The following is a 16,820-nucleotide window of genomic DNA, read 5'->3' on the forward strand; positions in this document are numbered from 1 at the left end:
ATTGGGAGGTTGCGGGCTTATAGCCGGGCGCCTCCTCCCCGCCAACCCGCCGCGTAACCTTAAATCAAATGCTCCAGATCAACGACCTGACCTTCGACGCCTGGGGTCGGCGGTTCTTCGACCACGCCAGCGTGAGTCTGCCGCCCGGCGCCAAGGTCGGGCTGATCGGTCGCAACGGCGTGGGCAAGTCCACCCTGTTCAAGCTGATCCTGGGCCAGCTGCACGCCGGCGACGACGAGATCAGCCTGCCCAAGAGCGCCCGGATCGGCTCGGTCGACCAGGAGCACCCGGCCACGCCCTTCACCCTGCTGGACACCGTGCTCGAGGCCGACGAGGAGCGCCACCGGCTGCTGACCAGCCTGGACACCGCCGAGCCCGAGGACATGGGCGAGATCTGGGCCCGGCTGATCGAGATCGACGCCGACGCCGCGCCGGCCAAGGCCTCGGAAATCCTGGTCGGCCTGGGCTTCACCCAGGAGGACCTGGCCCGGCCGATGGCCGAGTTCTCGGGCGGCTGGCGCATGCGCGTGGCCCTGGCCGCGGCGCTGTTCGCCGAGCCCGACATGCTGCTGCTGGACGAACCGACCAACTATCTGGACCTGGAAGGCGCCCTGTGGCTGGAGGCCCGCCTCCAGAAGTACCCGCACACCGCCCTGATCGTCAGCCACGACCGCGAGCTGCTCAACAACAGTTGCACCCACATGCTGCACCTGGCCGGCGGCAAGCTGGAGCTCTACACCGGCGGCTACGACGACTTCGAGCAGCGTCGCGCCGAGAAGGCCCGCCTGCAGCTGTCGGCCAAGGCCAAGCAGGACGCCGAGCGCGCCCACCTGCAGGCTTTCGTCGACCGCTTCAAGGCCAAGGCCTCCAAGGCCGCCCAGGCCCAATCGCGGATGAAGCGCCTGGCCAAGATGCAGCCGGTGGCCACGACGATCGAGGAGCGCGTCGCGCCCTTCACCCTGCCCTCGCCGCCGCGGCCGCTGCCGCCGCCGCTCATTCGCCTGGAACGGGCCAATGTCGGCTACGAGGAAGGCCGCTCGATCCTCAAGAACCTCAACCTGCGCATGGACCTGGACGACCGCATCGGCCTGCTGGGCGTCAACGGCGCGGGCAAGTCGACCTTCGCCAAGATGATCGCCGGGGCGCTAGGCGTGCAGTCGGGCGAGTTCCATCGCGACCGCAAGATGAAGGTCGGCTGGTTCCACCAGCACCAGATCGAAGCGATGGATCCGGAGGACACCCCTCTGGAGATCATCCGCCGGGCCATGCCGGACGCCTCGGAAAGCTCGCGCCGCTCGAAACTGGCGCAGTTCGGCCTGGGCTTCGAGAAGCAGGAGACCAAGGTCGAGAGCCTGTCGGGCGGCGAGCGCGCGCGGCTGCTGCTGAACCTGGTGGCGATGGACGCCCCGCACATGCTGATCCTGGACGAGCCGACCAACCACCTGGACATCGACTCGCGCCGGGCCCTGCTGGACGCCCTGAACGACTACGAGGGGGCGGTGATCCTGATCACCCACGACCGCTCGCTGATGGAGCTGGTCGCCGACCGGCTGTGGCTGGCCGCCGACGGCACGGTCAAGCCGTTCGACGGCGACATGGACGAGTACGCCAGGTTCGTGCTCGACCGCGCCAAGCAGGCGGTGAAGCCCACCCAGGTGGCCCGCGAATCCGCCAAGGCCGAGCCTGCCGCCGCGCCGAAGAAGTCGGTCGCCATCGAGCCGCTGAAGCGCAAGATCGAGGCCGCCGAGCAGGTCGTCACCCGCACCACCCGCCAGGTCGCCGAGTTCGACGCCCAGCTGGCCGATCCGGCGCTGTACAAGAACCCCGCCAAGGTCGCCGAGCTGACCAAGCGCCGCGACGCCGCCAAGGCCAAGCTGGACGAGGCCGAGGCCGCCTGGATGGCCCTGGCCGAGGAACTGGCCGCCGCCGAGGCCTGAGCCCTATTTGGCGGCGAAGAAGGCTTGGCGCAGTGCGGCCGACTTGACCTGCCCCGCCCCGATCCGCTGGCGCTTCAAGGTCTTGCGCAACGCCGCCTGGCCGCCCAGGCCCTGGGCGTAGCGGCGCGCGGCGTCCTGGGCCAGGGCGTCGAGCGTGGCCGGCGTCACCCCGTCCTCGCCGTAGTCGAACACCTCCCGTGGCGGGCCGATCAGCCGGCAGGCGCCGGGGGCGCGCGACAGCAGCACGCCCACCTTGTCGACCTCGACCGCGGGCTTGTCGCCCGCGCGCTCGACCAGTTCGCCGCCGACCACCAGGACCTCGCCCGCCGACATGCTGGCGTTGCCCGTCTGGGCGAAGATCCACAGCCGCCGGTCCCAGCGGGCGTTGGCCAGGGCCGGACAGGCCTGGACCAGGTCGGCGGGCGCGGCGGTGAACCGCGCCCCGGCCGGCAGCTTCAGGCCCAATAACGGGTCGACCGGCGGCTGGGACGGCGGCCGGGCGGCGACCGGATCGGCGGCGAGGCCGGCCAGCAGGGCGAGGATCGCGATCCTCACCTCAGCGCCTGTAGATGACGTAGGCGGGCTTCTCGCTGCGATAGGCCGGCCCAGGCCAGAACGCGTCCTGGACGAAGTCGGAGATCCAGTTAGCGCCGTCATAGCCCTGGATGTGCCCGGCCGTGCTGCTGCTGGGATTCTGGATCACCGCGACGTCGCCCACCTCCAGCTTGAAGCCGTCCGACGCCACGCCCTTGCTGATGGCGTCGCCGGAGACGAAACGCGCCACGGCGGTGAAGCCTCGCGCCTCCAGATAGGGCCCATAGTCCTTGGCCAGGCGCGGATTTGGGCCGGTGGCCATGCCGGCGGCCTCCAGGGCGATCCGCACGTACTTGGCGCATTGCCCACTGCCGTAGGGCGGCAGGGCCCGTGTCTTCAGCGTGGCGGCGAACCGCGCCTTGTCGAAGTCCACGGACGCCAAAGCCGTCGCCTGATCGCTCATCGTCACTCTCCCTGAGGTGGCGCGATGCTGGAGCGCCGCTTTCAGCTTGGCAACAGCCGATATCGTTTTTTCGATCGTTCCCGCCAAGCCTAAGCTTGGCCATGACATAGCCAATAGCCGAAATGGTCGCTCTCACCGGTTAGCCTGAGCATTCGGCGAGACGAAACGACGACATCGGCATGGTAAACGTGCCTAAACCACGTCTCTTATCCTTTACGTGACCCGGGACGCGTAGTCCTGGTCGCATGAATTCAGGAACCTCATCCCGAAATCACGTCGTGGCCAATCCGGAAGGCCTGTCCGCCGCCGCGGTGCTGGCGGCCTTCGGCGACTGGCTGGACCAGCGCCTGGCCGAGGCCATGCGACTGGACATGGACCTGGCGTTCCGTGACCGCCCGTTCGACGTCGAGATCGGCCGCGCGCCGGCCCTGGTCGGCTGGGAGCACCGCTACCTGCAGCCCGGAGCTCCGCCGCCCCAGGGCAAGATGTGGACGGTCTATCGCCTGCAGGACCAGAGCGGACGCCCCGCCCCGCTTCCGCTCAAGGCCGACGACTACGCCGACACGCTGACGCCGTTGCTCGGCGAGCTGGGCTATCTGGGGATCTTCGACGGCGAACCGGCGCTGTTTCCCGGCGTGGGGACGCGATAGCCCTCTTCCTGTCGCGCGACGCCGTCAGCGCCGCAGGATCTTGTCCATCGCCTTTCCCTTGGCCAGTTCGTCGACCAGCTTGTCCAGATAGCGGATCTCCCGCATCAACGGATCGGCGACCTCCTCCACCCGAACGCCACAGACCACGCCCTTGATGTCAGCCCGCGCCGGGTTCAGGGCCGGCGCCGTGGCGAAGAAGGTCTCGAAGTCGGTCTTGTCGGCCAGCTGGGCGTCGAACGCCTCGCGACTGAAGCCGGTGAGCCAGAGGATGATCTCGTCGACCTCGGCCCTGGTGCGCCCCTTCCTCTCCGCCTTGGCGACATAGAGCGGATAGACGCTCGCGAAGCTGGTTCCGTAGAGTCGATGCCTGGTCATCACGAACCCTTCCGCTTCACGACAGGGGCTGCCGGCCCGATCGACGGGGCATTCACCTCGACCGCCGCGCCGCCACAGTCAGGCCACGGGCCCGCCCTTCCTAGCCGCACTTGACCTGCTGAATCACGCCCGTGTCGGGATTGAACAGGATGTTCAGGCGGTCGGGACGGTAGTCCATGGTCACCGGGCAGGTCGTGCAGGCCACGCGCCAGCGCGACGGGTCGACGGGCGCCGGCAGGTCGGTGCGGTTCTTGCCGACGAAGGCTTGGGCGTCCTTCAGGCCGCACTGGTCCTTTTCCGCCGCCGCCGCTGGCGGCTTGGCCGGCAAGGCGACGGCCGGCGGCGCGGTCGGGGTGGTCGGCGGCGGCATGGGCGCGGGCTCGGGCGCGCCGCTGGAGCAGGAGGCCAGCAACAGCACCGCGCCGATCCACACAAACCGCTTCATGCCTGCTTCTCCCATCCGCGTTCGGCGCCCTGGCGCCAGTAGGACACGGGGTGGCCCGCGCCCTTGAAGGCCTTCCACCGGCCCCGCGCCAGGCGAAGGGCCTCGTCGTTGCGTCCGTCGAACAGCAGGATGCACCGTTCGAAGGCCGAAAGGTCGCCCGGCTCGGCCCCGTCCAGCAGGAACAACGCCTGGCCGCCGTTGGGGTTGTCCAGCTTGTCGGTCAGCAGCACCGGCTGGCGGTCGGCCATGGGCTCGTCGTCCAGGCCGTGCGGCAGGAAGCTGTCGTCGCGCCAGGTCCACAGATGAGTGTCCAGCGCCCGCAGGCGGGCGGGATCGCCGCCGCGCACCAGGGCCCGCCAGCCGCGTCCCAGGGTCTTTTCCAGCAGCCCGGGCAGCACCTCTTCCAAGGCGCTGCGCTCGAGGTGGTAGAACCAGATGTCGCAGGGCGCGGCGGTCAAGATCAACCTTCGTAGGCGTCCGCCACCAGGCGGTTCAGCAGGCGCACGCCGAAGCCGACCGCGCCGTCCGGGACGGTGGGATCGGTCGAGGGCTTCTTCCAAGCCACCGAGGCGATGTCCAGGTGAGCCCATGGCACGCCGTTGACGAACTTCTGCAGGAACAGCGCCGCGGTGATCGAGCCGGCCGGGCGGCCGCCGATGTTCTTCATGTCGGCGATCGGGCTTTCGATCTGCTTCTCGTAGGAGGCCGGCATCGGCATGCGCCACAGCGGCTCGCGCTCGGCCTTGCCGGCGGCCAGAAGTTTCTCCGACAAGCCGTCGTTATTGCTGAACAAACCGCCCAGGTCGTGACCCAGGGAGATAATGATCGCGCCGGTCAGGGTGGCTAGGTCGACCATGAACTTCGGCTTGAAGCGGTCCTGGCAGTACCAGAGGGCGTCGGCCAGCACGAGACGGCCCTCGGCGTCGGTGTTGATGACCTCGATGGTCTGGCCCGACATCGAGGTGACCACGTCGCCGGGGCGCTGGGCATTGCCGTCGGGCATGTTCTCGACCAGACCCAGGATCCCGATGGCGTTGACCCTGGCCTTGCGGCCGGCCAGGGCGTGCATGACGCCGGTCACGGCGGCGGCGCCGCCCATGTCCCACTTCATGTCCTCCATGCCGTCGGCCGGCTTGATCGAGATGCCGCCGGTGTCGAAGGTGACGCCCTTGCCGACGAAGGCCACCGGCTGGGCCGACTTGTCGGACGCGCCCAGCCACTTGATCACCACCAACTGGCTTTCGCGCCGGCTGCCCTGGCCCACGCCCAGCAGGCTGCCCATGCCCAGCTTGGCCATCTCGGCCTCGCCCAGGATCTCGACTTTCAGCCCCAAGGCCTCCAGGCCCTTCACCCGAGCGGCGAATTCTTCCGGATGCAGGATGTTGGCCGGCTCGGAGACCAGGTCGCGGCTGAACAGGATGGCGTCGGCGACGGCTTCCAGCGAGGCGAACGCCTTGCGGGCCTTGGCCGGATCGGCGGCGGCCACCTTGACCACGCTGACCGATGGCTTCTTCTCGGCCTTCTCCGTGGTGCGGTACTTGTCGAAGCGATAGGCCGCCAGCTTGACGCCGAAGGCCGCGCGGGCCGCGGTCTCGGCGTCGCCGCCGCCCAGCTTCAGCACCAGTTCGGTGACGCCGGACGCCTTCAGGGCCTGGAAGGCGTGGCCGGCTGCGAGTTCGACCGCTTCCGGCTCGAAGGCGCCGTCGCCGTCGACGCCGACCAGCAGCACACGAGCCGCCTCAAGGCCGGCGGGGGCGACCAGGTCCAGCGTCTGGCCCTTGGCGCCGGTGAAACGGCCGCCGGCCACCGCGCGCGCCAGGGCCCCGCCGGTCGCCTCGTTGACGGCCTTGGCCTCGGGCGACAGGGCGGCGGCCTCATAGGCCAGGACGGCCAGGGCGGCGTTGGCGCCGGCCTGGGTGTCGGCTGTGACGAACTCGATACGCATGACGCGCTCCTGATAACCGTTGGAGCCCTAGCAGGACCTTCAGCCCGTTGGATTGACCCAAACCCGAAGCGAAGAAAAGCACCAATCGTCAGGGGCCTTGGCCCGACGCGGGCGAGCGCCGCTTTTACGCCTGACTTGAGCGGTTGTGCGTACGCGAACACGCCGTGTAGAAGGGACCCTTCCCTGGGGGCGCGCCGCGCGACTCCGCCGTTTTCGTCCCCCGGTCCCCAGCCCAACCTCGATGCGCCTGATCGAACGCTATCTTTTCCGCCAGCTCCTGGGCCCGACGCTGTTGGCGACGCTGGCCCTGGTGGCGCTCGCCCTACTGGCGCGCAGCCTGTCGGAGTTCGACGTGCTGATCGAGCAGCGCCAGAGCGCCATGGTCTTCCTGAAGATCATCGCCCTGGCCCTGCCCCAGCTGCTGGGCATGATTCTGCCGATCGCCCTGTTCGTGGCCACCCTGGTGGCCCTGAACCGGCTGCATACCGAACAGGAGATCGTGGTCTGTTTCGCGGGCGGCATGAGCCGCTGGCGGGTGATCTCGCCGGCCATGCGCCTGGCCGTGTTCGCCACCCTGCTGTCCCTGGTCATGAGCCTGTGGGCGGCGCCCTGGAGCTCGCGGGCGATTCGCGAGACCTTCTTCGACATCAAGTCGGACCTGGCCTCGACCCTGGTGCGGCCGGGCGAGTTCACCGAACCGGGCCCGGGCCTGACGGTCTACGCCCAGACGATCGACCGCGACCAGATCATCCACAACCTCTTCATCCACCAGGAAAAGGCCGGCGGCGGCGCCGTCACCTACACGGCTCGCGAAGGCGTCATCGCCGAACGCAAGGGCCTGCCGGTGCTGGTGCTGCGCAAGGGCTCCAACCAGGAGTTCTCCAGCGCCGGCGTGCTGCAGTACCTGTCCTGGGACGAATACACCTTCGACCTCAGCTCGCTGTTCCAGAGCGACGAGCTGCTGCACTACAAGATCGGCGACCGCTACCCGCACGAACTGTTCTTCCCCGACCTCACCCAGGAATGGGAGCAGCAGAACCGCGAAAAGCTCCTGTCCGAAGGCCACTGGCGCCTGGCCAGCCCGCTCTACAACCTGGCCATGATGTCGATGGCGGTGGCGGCGGTGATCGGCGGCTCGTTCAGCCGCATGGGCTACGGCCGGCGGATCGCCATGGTCGGCGCGGCCGCCGCCCTGGTCCAGATCATCGGCTTCGGCGTCAAGGCCGCCTGCGACAACGACGTCTGGCTCAATCCCCTGCAGTACGCCGTGCCGCTGGCGGCGATCTGGTGGGGCCTGCGACAGATCTTCCGCCAGAAGGTCGCCCGCTACATCGCCATCGGCTCGCACGACGCCTTCCAGCCGGTGGGGGTCCAATGATCGGCGTCGGCATGATCGAGCGCTATGTGCTCAGAAAGACTCTGGCCGGCTTGGCGGCGGCCCTGGCGGTCGTCGCCGCGCTGGTCATGCTGATCGCCTTCGTCGACATTTCCAAGAACGTCGGCACTCGGACCGACGTCGGCTTCGCCCAGCTGCTGTTCCTGACCGTGCTGCAGGCGCCCGCCACGATCCTGGTGCTGACACCCTTCATCTTCCTGTTCGGGACCCTGGGCGCGTTCGTGGGCCTGAACCGGCGCAGCGAGCTGATCGCCATGCGGGCGGCGGGGGTCTCGGCCTGGCGGTTCATCATGCCGGCGGCGATCGCCGCCTTCGTCATGGGCCTGCTGACCCTGACCCTGCTCAATCCGCTGACCTCGGCGATGAGCGCCCAGTTCGAGACGTCGCGCAACGCGCTGATGGAAAGCTACCTGAAGTCGGCGCCCAAGGGCCTGTGGCTGCGCCAAGGCGACGAGAAGACCCAGGTGGTCATTCGCGCCCGGGCGCGCGACCAGGTGGAGGGCGCGGTCCGCCTGCGCGGCGTGTCGCTGTTCGTCTATGCCGTCCAGCCCGACGGGTCCCTGCAGTTCGCCCAGCGGATCGAGGCGGACGAGGCTCGGCTGGAGCCCGGCTTCTGGCGTCTGTCGGGCGTGCGCGTGGCCATGCCCGGGGCCGGGGCGATCCGCTCCGAGACCTACACCATGCCGTCCAACCTCGACGACCGCACCGCGTCGGAGCGATTCAACAATCCCCAGTCCATAGCCGTCTGGCTGCTGCCCGAGACCATCAAGCGCACCGAGGCGGCGGGGTTCTCGTCGATTCCGTTCCGCCTGCGGCTGCAGCAGGTCCTGGCCACGCCGCTGCTGTTCGCGGCCATGTCGGTCCTGGCCGCCGCCTTCTCGTTGCGCCTGATGCGGCTGGGCGGGCTGGCGGGCCTGGCCGGCGCGGGCGTAACCTTGGGCTTTGGTTTCTTCTTCTTTAACGAGCTGTGTGGCGCATTGGGCAAGGCCGACGTGCTGACGCCGGCTATGGCGGCGTGGACCCCGCCGATCGTGGCGCTTTTGGCAGGTCTGACGCTGCTTTGCTATACCGAGGATGGTTGAGTCTGTGTCGCCGGGATCGAGGACTTTGATGATGGAGCTTCGCTGGGGCGCGAAAGAGACGGGCCGCGCGGTCCTGCTGGCCGGAGCGGCTTGGCTCGCCCTCGCCACCTCGGCGCAGGCGCAGCAGCCGCTCGCCACCATTCCCGCCGCCCCCGCGCCCGCGCCGGCCGTCGACGACGGCCTGGGCGACACCGGCTACTATCTCGAATCCGACCTCCTGATCCGTGACGACGCCAATCAGAAGATGATCGCCCGCGGCGACGTCGAGGCCCGCTACCAGGGCCGCACCCTGCGCGCCGACGAGGTGGTCTACGACACCAAGACCGAGGTGGTCACCGCCCACGGCCATGTGACGCTGATCAACGCCGACGGCACCGCCGAATTCGCCAACGACATGACCATGGACAAGGACCTGAAGGCCGGCTTCGCGCGCGGCTTCTCGGCCCGCCTGGACAAGAACATCAAGATCGCCAGCGACAGCGCCGTGCGTCGCAACGAAAAGATCACCGAGCTTAACAAGGCGATCTACACCCCCTGCGAGGTTTGCGCCGCAAAGCCCAACCCGACCTGGAGCATCCAGGCCGACAAGGTGGTCCAGGACAAGAACAAGCACCTGGTCTATTACCATGGCGCCACCATCCGGGTGTTCGGCGCGCCGCTGATGTACCTGCCGGTCTTCTGGCACCCCGACCCCCAGACCGAGCGCCGCTCCGGGTTCCTGGTGCCCAAGATCGGCGTCTCCAAGAAGCGCGGCCTAGTCTATGAACAACCTTATCTGTTCGTGCTGTCGCCGTCTCAGGATGTGGTGATAACCCCTCAATTCAACACGAAAGTTAACCCGTTTCTGAAGGCCCAGTACCGCAAGCGGTTCTATTCGGGCTATGTCGAGGCGCGGGTCGGGGCCACCTACGACAAGGACTTCGACAACCACGGCGACCGCTTCGGCGAGGCGACGGCCAAGAGCTACATCCTGGCCAAGGGGCTGTTCGACATCGACGAGAAGTGGAAGTGGGGCTTCACCGCCGAGCGCGCTTCGCAGGCGCTGATCTTCGACGACTACGACATCAGCGACGTCTACGGCCAGCGCGGCCAGTTCACGGCCGACGACCATCGCCTGATGTCGCAGATCTACGCGACCCGGCAATCGGACCGGTCCTATCTGTCGGCCTCGATGATCTCGGTGCAAGGCCTGCGGGTCGTTCAGGTCAGCTCCGCAGGCTTGGCCAATCAGTTCGAGAACAGCGGAGCCTTCCCGCTGATCGGACCGATGGTCGAGGGGCGCTGGGAACCAGAATCGCACATTCTGGGCGGACGTCTTCGCGTCCAAGGCTCCGGCGTCGTCCTGACCCGTTCGGAATCGCAGTTCGGCGAGCCGCCCTACGCCTACGCTGCCTACAAGGGCCAGGACGGGGTGGATTCCGTCCGCGGCTCGATCAAGGGCGACTGGCGCGCCAGCCTGGTCCTGGGTTCAGGTCTGCGTGTCGAGCCTTTCGCCCAGGCGCGCGGCGACTCCTATCGCGTCAGCGACGTCTTCCTGCCGACCATCGCCGCGGCCGCGGGCGACACGACCACCAACATCAACTATTCGCGCGGGCTCGGCGTCGCCGGCGTGGACCTGAGCATGCCGTTCTTCAAGCCATTGAAGGACGGCGGCAGCGTGGTTCTCGAACCCCTGGTGCAGCTGGCGACCGGTTCCGACAGCTCGCGGGTGCCGATCGTCGTGGCCCGCGACCCCGCCGGCAATCCGATCTATTTCAACGAAGACAGCACCAACTTCGAACTGGACGAAACCAACCTGTTCGACGTCAACAAGTCGCCTGGCTTCGACCTCTATGAAGGCGGCACGCGCATGAACGTGGGCGGCCGCGCGACGGTGAAGTTCGCCGACGGCCGGGGCGGCAGCGTCCTGCTGGGCCGAAGCCTGCGCACCAAGGTCGATCCGCTGATGCCCACCCGCGCCGGACTGGACCAGAAGGCCTCGGACTGGATCGTGGCGGCCACGGTCACGCCGATCCGCGGGATCACCGCCTTCACGCGGGCCCGCTTCGACGACGACACCAGCAAGCTCAACCGCCTGGAAGCCGGCCTCGACGCCTCCGTCGCCCGCGGCTTCGGCTCCCTGCGCTACCTGAAGGACAACAAGGACACCTCGGGCTTCCGTCAGGAAAACCTGGACTTCATCGGCGACTACAAGATCCGCCAGAACTGGGGCGTGACCGCCCTGGGCCGCCTGTCCTACCAGGACGCTCGCGTCTTCGGCCTGGCCGCCAACGCCAGCAAGTGGTCCTGGACCCGGCGCGACCTGGGCGTCTACTACACGGACGACTGCGTACGCCTCGACCTAATCTATCAAAACGAGGACCGCTACACCCAGACCCCCAGCGGCTTGAAGTTGAAGTCCAACGAGTCCGTGGTGCTGCGCCTAACGCTCGCCACATTGGGCGACACACTGTACAGCGATTAGAATGTCACCGCGTCGGGGGACGCGCGATTAAGCGCGCGCCTTCCTTTGGACGCGTCTAGAGGAACGACAATACCGATGCGGTCTGCGCGTAGCGTGACGAAACTGGCGGCCTGCACCGCTTCCATCCTCGCCTTGACCGTGGCGAGCCTCGGCCTGCCCGCCCTGGCTCAGGAGGCCGCACCCGCGGCGACCCCGACCGTGGATGCGCCGCCGGCCGCGCCGGCCGCCGCCGCGCCGCGCGCCAATCCGCTGTCGGAAAGCGTCGCGGCCGTCGTCAACGACGACATCATCTCCAGCTATGACCTGATGCAGCGCATGCGTCTGCTGATGGTCACCTCGGGCCTGCAGCCGACCCAGGAGAACCTGCCTCAACTGGAACAGGAAGCCCTGCGCTCGCTGATCGACGAGCACGTCCAGATGCAGGAACTGCGTCGGGTGGAGAAGGCCCAGAAGATCACGATCATCTCGACCGACAAGGAGGTCGAGGAGCAGATCGAGGACATCGCCAAGGGCAACAACATGACCGGGGCGCAGCTGACCCAGCAGTTGCAGTCCCAGGGCGTCGGCATCGACACCTGGAAGGCGCAGATCCGCGCCGACAGCAGCTGGCAGGCCTGGATCAGCGGTCGCTACGGCTCGCGCCTGCGGGTCGGCGACGACCAGATCAAGGCCTTCGAACGCCGCCAGGCCGAAGCCGCCAGCAAGCCGCAGTACCAGGTCAGCGAAGTCTTCATCGACGCCGGCCGCGTCGGCGGCATGGAAGTGGCCCAGAACGGCGCCAAGCAGCTGGTCACCCAGATGCAGCAGGGCGCGCCCTTCGCCGCGGTGGCCCGCCAGTTCTCGGCCTCGCCGACGGCGGCCAACGGCGGCGACGCCGGCTGGGTCAGCCCCGGAGAGATGCCGCCCGAGGTCGACGCGGCGCTCGAGCAGCTGCGCCCCGGCCAGTTGTCGGCCCCGATCCCGGTGCGCGACGGCGTCTACATCATCTATCTGCGCGAGAAGCGCTCGGGCGCGAAGACCGCCTTGGTCGACCTCAAGCAGGTGGCCGTCGCCCTGCCCAAGGACGCGACCCAGGCCCAAGTCGACGCCGCCCAAAAGCTGCTCGTCGACCTCAAGCCCAAGATCACCAGCTGCGAGACCCTGGAGGCCACGGCCGGCAAGGTCGAGGGCGTGGTGGCCGGCGACCTGGGCGAGGCCGAGATCACCGACCTGGCGCCGGCCTTCCAGGAGGCCGCCAATACCCTCAAGGTCGGCCAGGTCTCGGACCCGATCCGCACCGACGCCGGCTTTCACCTGATCGCCGTCTGCGGCAAGCGCCAGTCGGGCGCCCAGGCACCGACGCACGACCAGATCGAAAACCGCCTGCGCGGCCAACAGCTTGCGCTGATCTCCAAACGTTATCTGCGAGACCTGCGCAACTCGGCGACCATCGAGACCCGGTGAAGACCACGGCCCTTGCCCTGAGCGCAGGCGATCCGGCCGGCATCGGGCCGGAGATCATCGCCAAGGCCTGGTCGGTGCTGCGCGCCGAGGGACCGAGCTTCATGGTGGTGGGCGACGCCCAGCTGCTGGCCTCGGCCGGCGGCGGGGTGAAGGTCCGCGCGGTCACCGGGCCGGTCGAGGCGATCAGGGTGTTCGGCCAGGCTCTGCCCGTGCTGGACATCCCCCTGCAGGCCCCGGTGGTGGCCGGCAAGCCGTCCAGCGCCTACGCGCCCCAGGTGATCCGCTGGATCGAGACCGGCGCGGGCCTGGCCCTGTCGGGCGCCGTGGCCGGCCTGGTCACCGCCCCGATCGCCAAGGCTCCGCTGTACGACGCCGGCTTCGCCTTTCCGGGCCACACCGAGTTCCTGGCCGAGCTGACCCATGTGGGCGAGCGCCAGCCGCCGCACGGGCCGGTCATGATGCTGGCGGCCCGCGACCTGCGCGCCACCCTGGTGACCATCCACACCCCGCTGTCGGCCGTGCCCGCGGCCCTGTCGATCGAGGCGATCGTCAACGCCGGCCTGGTGACCGTCGAGGCCCTGCGCAAGGACTTCGGCATCGCGGTTCCGCGCCTGGCGGTGGCGGCCCTGAACCCGCATGCGGGCGAAGGCGGCGCCCTGGGGAGCGAGGAGGCGGCGATCATCGAACCCGCCGTCCGGATCCTTCGGGACAAGGGCGTCCAGGTCAAGGGCCCCGCCCCCGCCGACAGCCTGTTCCATGCCGAGGCCCGGGCGACCTACGACGCGGTGCTGTGCATGTATCACGACCAGGCGCTGATCCCGGTCAAGATGCTGGACTTCTGGGCCGGGGTGAACGTCACCCTGGGCCTGCCGATCGTGCGCACCTCGCCGGATCATGGTACGGGTTTCGACATCGCCGGCCGCGGCCTGGCCCGGGCCGACAGCCTGGTCGCCGCCATCCGCCTGGCGGCCGAGATCGCCGACCGCCGCGCCATCGCCTAACCAATTCCGATCGAACTTTCGACGACAGTGAACCGCCCTCGTCCTTCGACAAGCTCAGGATGAGGGCTTTGGCGAAGGTTCTTCGGTAGAAATGCTTGTCGAAGGACGAGGATTGCGGTCCAAGACCGGCAAACCAGAGCATCCCGCCATGACGTCGCCCACCCTCGCCGACCTGCCGCCGCTTCGCGAGGTTCTCGCCGAGCATGACCTGCTGGCCAACAAGAGCTTCGGCCAGCATTTCCTGCTGGACCTGAACATCACCCGCAAGATCGCCCGCCTGTCCGGGGTCGGCGAAGGCGACGTGGTGATCGAGGTCGGCCCCGGTCCCGGCGGGCTAACACGGGCCCTGCTGGAGACCGGCGCGCGGGTCGTGGCGGTCGAGATGGACAAGCGCTTCATCCCCCTGCTGGAAGACCTGGGCGCGGCCGCCGACGGCCGGCTGACGCTCGTCCAGGGCGACGCCCTGAAGGTCGACATGGCCGCCATCGCCGGCGGACCGGCCCACATGGTCAGCAACCTGCCCTACAATGTCGGCACGCCGCTGCTGATCAACTGGCTGACCGGCCCGTTCCGGCCGCTGTCGATGACCCTGATGTTCCAGAAGGAGGTCGCCGACCGCATCGCCGCCGACGTCGACGACGACGCCTATGGCCGCCTGGCCGTGGTCTCCCAGACCGTCTGCAGCGCCAAGGTGGTCATGGACCTGCCGGCCCGCGCCTTCACCCCGCCGCCCAAGGTGGCCTCGGCCGTGGTGCGCCTGGTCCCGCTGGAGCCCGCGCCCGACAAGGCCCTGGTCGCGGCCCTGGAAAAGGTCACCGCCGCCGCCTTCGGCCAGCGCCGCAAGATGCTGCGCTCCAGCCTCAAGGGCCTGGGCGGCGGGGCGCTGTGCGACAAGGCCGGCATCGACCCCGACGCCCGGGCCGAGACCATCGACGTTGCGGGTTTCCAGGCGCTGGCGCGGGCGGTGATGGGTTAGTCGACCGGAAGCCGCCGCGCGCGACGGCCGCTAAGGGGGTTACGGACGTTCAGCCTACCTATTTAACTTGGAGTGATGGGAGACGAAGGCCGTGAGCGTCCATGTCCGCAGAGCCCGAACCGACGAGGCCGACCAGCTCACCGAGTTGGCCATGAAGGCCAAGGCCTCCTGGGGCTATGATGACACCTTCATGGCGATGTGCCGCGACGAGTTGACCCTCACGCCTGAGAAGTTGCGAACGTGGACGGTATGGGTGGCGGAGTGCGCCGGCGAACTCGCGGGCATGGTCGCCCTAGCTGGCGATGCCCCTGATGGCGAGCTCGAGGACTTCATGGTGGAGCCTCGTTTCCAGGGGCGGGGTGTGGGCGCGGCGCTGATAGGCGTACTCATCCGCGAATGCCAGTCGCGTGGATTTAAGCGGGTATGCCTCAACGCCGATCCTAACGCCGAGCCCATTTACCAAAAGCTCGGATTTTCCACTGTTGGTACTTCCCCGTCGCGATCGATCCCGGGACGCGCGCTTCCCCGGATGGCAAGAACGCTTTGATGATCGCAAACGTCCGACCAGGTCGAAACCCGCCCTATCGCCCCCTCAGATCTCTTCCCTCAGCAAATCCCCCACCAGGTTGCCGATCCACGGGTTGCGGGCCCGCTTCTGGCGTTCGGCGTGGTAGATGTGGGCCAGGTCGGCATAGGCGCGGTCGAAGTCGTCGTTGAGGATGACATAGTCGAACCGCTCCCAGGCGGCGACCTCGTCCTTGGCGCGGGCCAGGCGCTTGGCGATGACCTCTTCGCTGTCCTGGCTGCGGGCGTGCAGGCGGCGGCTCATCTCGGCCAGCGACGGCGGCAGCACATAGATCAGCACCGAGTCCTCGGGCAACTGGGCATGGACCTTCATCGCGCCCTGGAAGTCGATGTCGAACAGCACGCTCTCGCCGCGCTCCAGCGCCTCGACGATCGGACCGCGCGGGCTGCCGTAGTGGTTTCCGTAGACCTCGGCCCATTCCAGGAAGGCGTCGTCCCGAATCATGACCTGGAACGCGTCGCGGCTGACGAAGTGGTAGTCGCGGCCGTCGTGCTCGCCCGGACGCGGGTCGCGGGTGGTGGCGCTGATCGACAGGTGCAGGTCGTTGTGGTCGGCCACCAGGCGGCGGGTCAGCGAGGTCTTGCCCACGCCCGACGGGGCCACGACCATCAGCAGCAGGCCGCGCGTGCGTCCATGCGGATTATTCGACATTCTGAACCTGTTCCCGGAATTGCTCGATCGTGGCCTTCAGATCCAGGCCGTGCGTGGTCAGGGCGGTCAGCGCCGACTTGCTGCAAAGGGTGTTGGCCTCGCGCATGAACTCCTGGGACAGGAAGTCCAGGCGCCGGCCGGCCGCGGCGTCGGCGGTCAGCAGGGCGCGGGCGGCGGCCACGTGGCTGGTCAGCCGGTCCAGCTCCTCGCGCACATCGGCCTTGACGGCCATGGCCGCGGCTTCCTGGATGATGCGCTCTTCCGACGCCGCCTCGCCGATCAACTCGGTCAGCTTGCGGGCGTAGCGGTCCTTGAGCACGGCCGGCTGGCTGGCGGCTTCCCGCGAGGCCAGATGGGTCAGGACCTCGATGCGGTCGACGGCGCCAGTCAGGATCGGGGCCAGGGCGGCCCCCTCCTCCAGCCGCGCGGCCTTCAGACCGTCCAGGGCCTGGCCGATCGTGGCGGCCATGGCGGCCTCCACCTCGGCCCGGTCCTCCGCGGCCTCGTCCTCCTCGCGGGCGTCGATCACGCCGCGCAGGGCCAGCAGGCCGTCGAGCGTGGGCTTGGCGACCATGCCGGTGGCCACATAGGGCGCGCCGGCCTTCAGATAGCGCTCCAGCACCTCGACATTGACCTGCACGGCGGCCTGGGCCTCGACCCGCTTGGCCTGCAGGTTGACCGTCAGCTGGCCGCGCTGGAAGCGGGCCTGGGCGCCGTCGCGGGCGGCCCGGTCCAGGCCCTCGAAGCCCGGCGGGCCGCGAAAGCGGGTCTCGAGGTTGCGGCCGTTGACGCTGCGCGCCTCCACCGCCCACGACCAGGCCCCGTGCGAGCCCTCGACGCGGGCGAAGCCGGTCATGCCTGACAGCGCCATC

General features: G+C 68.6%; 17 protein-coding genes. 9 read left to right on the top strand and 8 right to left on the bottom strand.

Translation table 11 applies throughout. The features are described 5' to 3' along the window. Positions 1–68 precede the first annotated feature (68 nt). Positions 69–1,937 carry an ABC-F family ATP-binding cassette domain-containing protein gene (locus J2X41_RS00810; RefSeq protein WP_310078849.1) on the top strand — a complete coding sequence of 623 codons (1,869 nt, stop codon included), beginning with the start codon at positions 69–71 and terminating at the stop codon, positions 1,935–1,937. A gap of 3 nt (positions 1,938–1,940) precedes the next feature. On the opposite strand, the gene J2X41_RS00815 is transcribed toward J2X41_RS00810, so the two are convergent. Together J2X41_RS00815 and J2X41_RS00820 are read right to left on the bottom strand one after the other, a co-directional pair. Next, on the bottom strand, positions 1,941–2,492 hold the full coding sequence (locus J2X41_RS00815; RefSeq protein ID WP_310078851.1) for a hypothetical protein: 552 nt from the start codon (positions 2,490–2,492) through the stop codon (positions 1,941–1,943). A 1-nt stretch (position 2,493) separates the two neighbouring features. Continuing rightward, positions 2,494–2,934, bottom strand: a complete 441-nt coding sequence (locus tag J2X41_RS00820) for a hypothetical protein (protein ID WP_310078852.1) — start codon at positions 2,932–2,934, stop codon at positions 2,494–2,496. 245 nt (positions 2,935–3,179) lie between these two features. Here J2X41_RS00820 and J2X41_RS00825 point away from each other — a divergent pair, with 245 nt between their 5' ends. Next, positions 3,180–3,584: a hypothetical protein gene (locus J2X41_RS00825; protein ID WP_310078854.1), complete on the top strand. Its 405-nt coding sequence runs from the start codon at positions 3,180–3,182 to the stop codon at positions 3,582–3,584. Positions 3,585–3,608: 24 nt separating this feature from the next. On the opposite strand, the gene J2X41_RS00830 is transcribed toward J2X41_RS00825, so the two are convergent. From J2X41_RS00830 to J2X41_RS00845, 4 genes are all read right to left on the bottom strand, one after another. Next, a complete protein-coding gene (locus tag J2X41_RS00830; protein ID WP_310078856.1) occupies positions 3,609–3,959 on the bottom strand; it encodes a DUF2200 domain-containing protein in 351 nt (116 codons plus the stop codon). A 100-nt stretch (positions 3,960–4,059) separates the two neighbouring features. Then, positions 4,060–4,404, bottom strand: a complete 345-nt coding sequence (locus J2X41_RS00835) for a peptidase inhibitor I78 (protein WP_310078857.1) — start codon at positions 4,402–4,404, stop codon at positions 4,060–4,062. Next, positions 4,401–4,862, bottom strand: a complete 462-nt coding sequence (locus J2X41_RS00840) for a DNA polymerase III subunit chi (RefSeq protein ID WP_310078858.1) — start codon at positions 4,860–4,862, stop codon at positions 4,401–4,403. The genes J2X41_RS00835 and J2X41_RS00840 overlap by 4 nt, the downstream gene beginning before the upstream one ends. Positions 4,863–4,864: 2 nt before the next feature. Continuing rightward, complete coding sequence (locus J2X41_RS00845) at positions 4,865–6,349, bottom strand: leucyl aminopeptidase (RefSeq protein WP_310078859.1); 1,485 nt, start codon at positions 6,347–6,349, stop codon at positions 4,865–4,867. Positions 6,350–6,590: 241 nt separating this feature from the next. Here J2X41_RS00845 and lptF point away from each other — a divergent pair, with 241 nt between their 5' ends. From lptF to J2X41_RS00880, 7 genes are all read left to right on the top strand, one after another. Beyond that, on the top strand, positions 6,591–7,727 hold the full coding sequence (gene lptF, locus J2X41_RS00850) for an LPS export ABC transporter permease LptF (protein WP_310078860.1): 1,137 nt from the start codon (positions 6,591–6,593) through the stop codon (positions 7,725–7,727). Beyond that, positions 7,724–8,827: an LptF/LptG family permease gene (locus tag J2X41_RS00855; RefSeq protein ID WP_310078861.1), complete on the top strand. Its 1,104-nt coding sequence runs from the start codon at positions 7,724–7,726 to the stop codon at positions 8,825–8,827. Before lptF ends, J2X41_RS00855 begins: the two co-directional genes overlap by 4 nt. Positions 8,828–8,855: 28 nt before the next feature. Next, the gene (locus J2X41_RS00860) at positions 8,856–11,291 is read left to right on the top strand and encodes an LPS-assembly protein LptD (RefSeq protein WP_310078862.1); all 2,436 of its coding nucleotides are present in this window, start codon (positions 8,856–8,858) and stop codon (positions 11,289–11,291) included. A gap of 75 nt (positions 11,292–11,366) precedes the next feature. Beyond that, entirely contained in the window at positions 11,367–12,734 is a 1,368-nt protein-coding gene (locus tag J2X41_RS00865) for a peptidylprolyl isomerase (protein WP_310078863.1), read from the top strand. Then, positions 12,731–13,735: a 4-hydroxythreonine-4-phosphate dehydrogenase PdxA gene (gene pdxA, locus J2X41_RS00870; protein WP_310078864.1), complete on the top strand. Its 1,005-nt coding sequence runs from the start codon at positions 12,731–12,733 to the stop codon at positions 13,733–13,735. Before J2X41_RS00865 ends, pdxA begins: the two co-directional genes overlap by 4 nt. Before the next feature lie 148 nt (positions 13,736–13,883). Continuing rightward, the gene (gene rsmA / locus J2X41_RS00875; protein WP_310078866.1) at positions 13,884–14,711 is read left to right on the top strand and encodes a 16S rRNA (adenine(1518)-N(6)/adenine(1519)-N(6))-dimethyltransferase RsmA; all 828 of its coding nucleotides are present in this window, start codon (positions 13,884–13,886) and stop codon (positions 14,709–14,711) included. A 91-nt stretch (positions 14,712–14,802) separates the two neighbouring features. After that, positions 14,803–15,258, top strand: a complete 456-nt coding sequence (locus tag J2X41_RS00880; RefSeq protein WP_310078868.1) for a GNAT family N-acetyltransferase — start codon at positions 14,803–14,805, stop codon at positions 15,256–15,258. A 45-nt stretch (positions 15,259–15,303) separates the two neighbouring features. Here the strand turns inward: J2X41_RS00880 and gmk are convergent, their stop codons facing one another. Both gmk and J2X41_RS00890 read right to left on the bottom strand, forming a co-directional pair. Then, positions 15,304–15,948 (bottom strand): guanylate kinase, encoded by a 645-nt coding sequence (gene gmk / locus J2X41_RS00885; RefSeq protein ID WP_310078869.1) that lies wholly within the window; start codon positions 15,946–15,948, stop codon positions 15,304–15,306. Further along, a complete protein-coding gene (locus J2X41_RS00890) occupies positions 15,938–16,819 on the bottom strand; it encodes a YicC/YloC family endoribonuclease (protein WP_310078870.1) in 882 nt (293 codons plus the stop codon). Before J2X41_RS00890 ends, gmk begins: the two co-directional genes overlap by 11 nt. Position 16,820 lies beyond the last annotated feature (1 nt).

Source organism: Caulobacter sp. BE254 (assembly GCF_031457295.1).
Classification (GTDB): Bacteria; Pseudomonadota; Alphaproteobacteria; order Caulobacterales; family Caulobacteraceae; genus Caulobacter.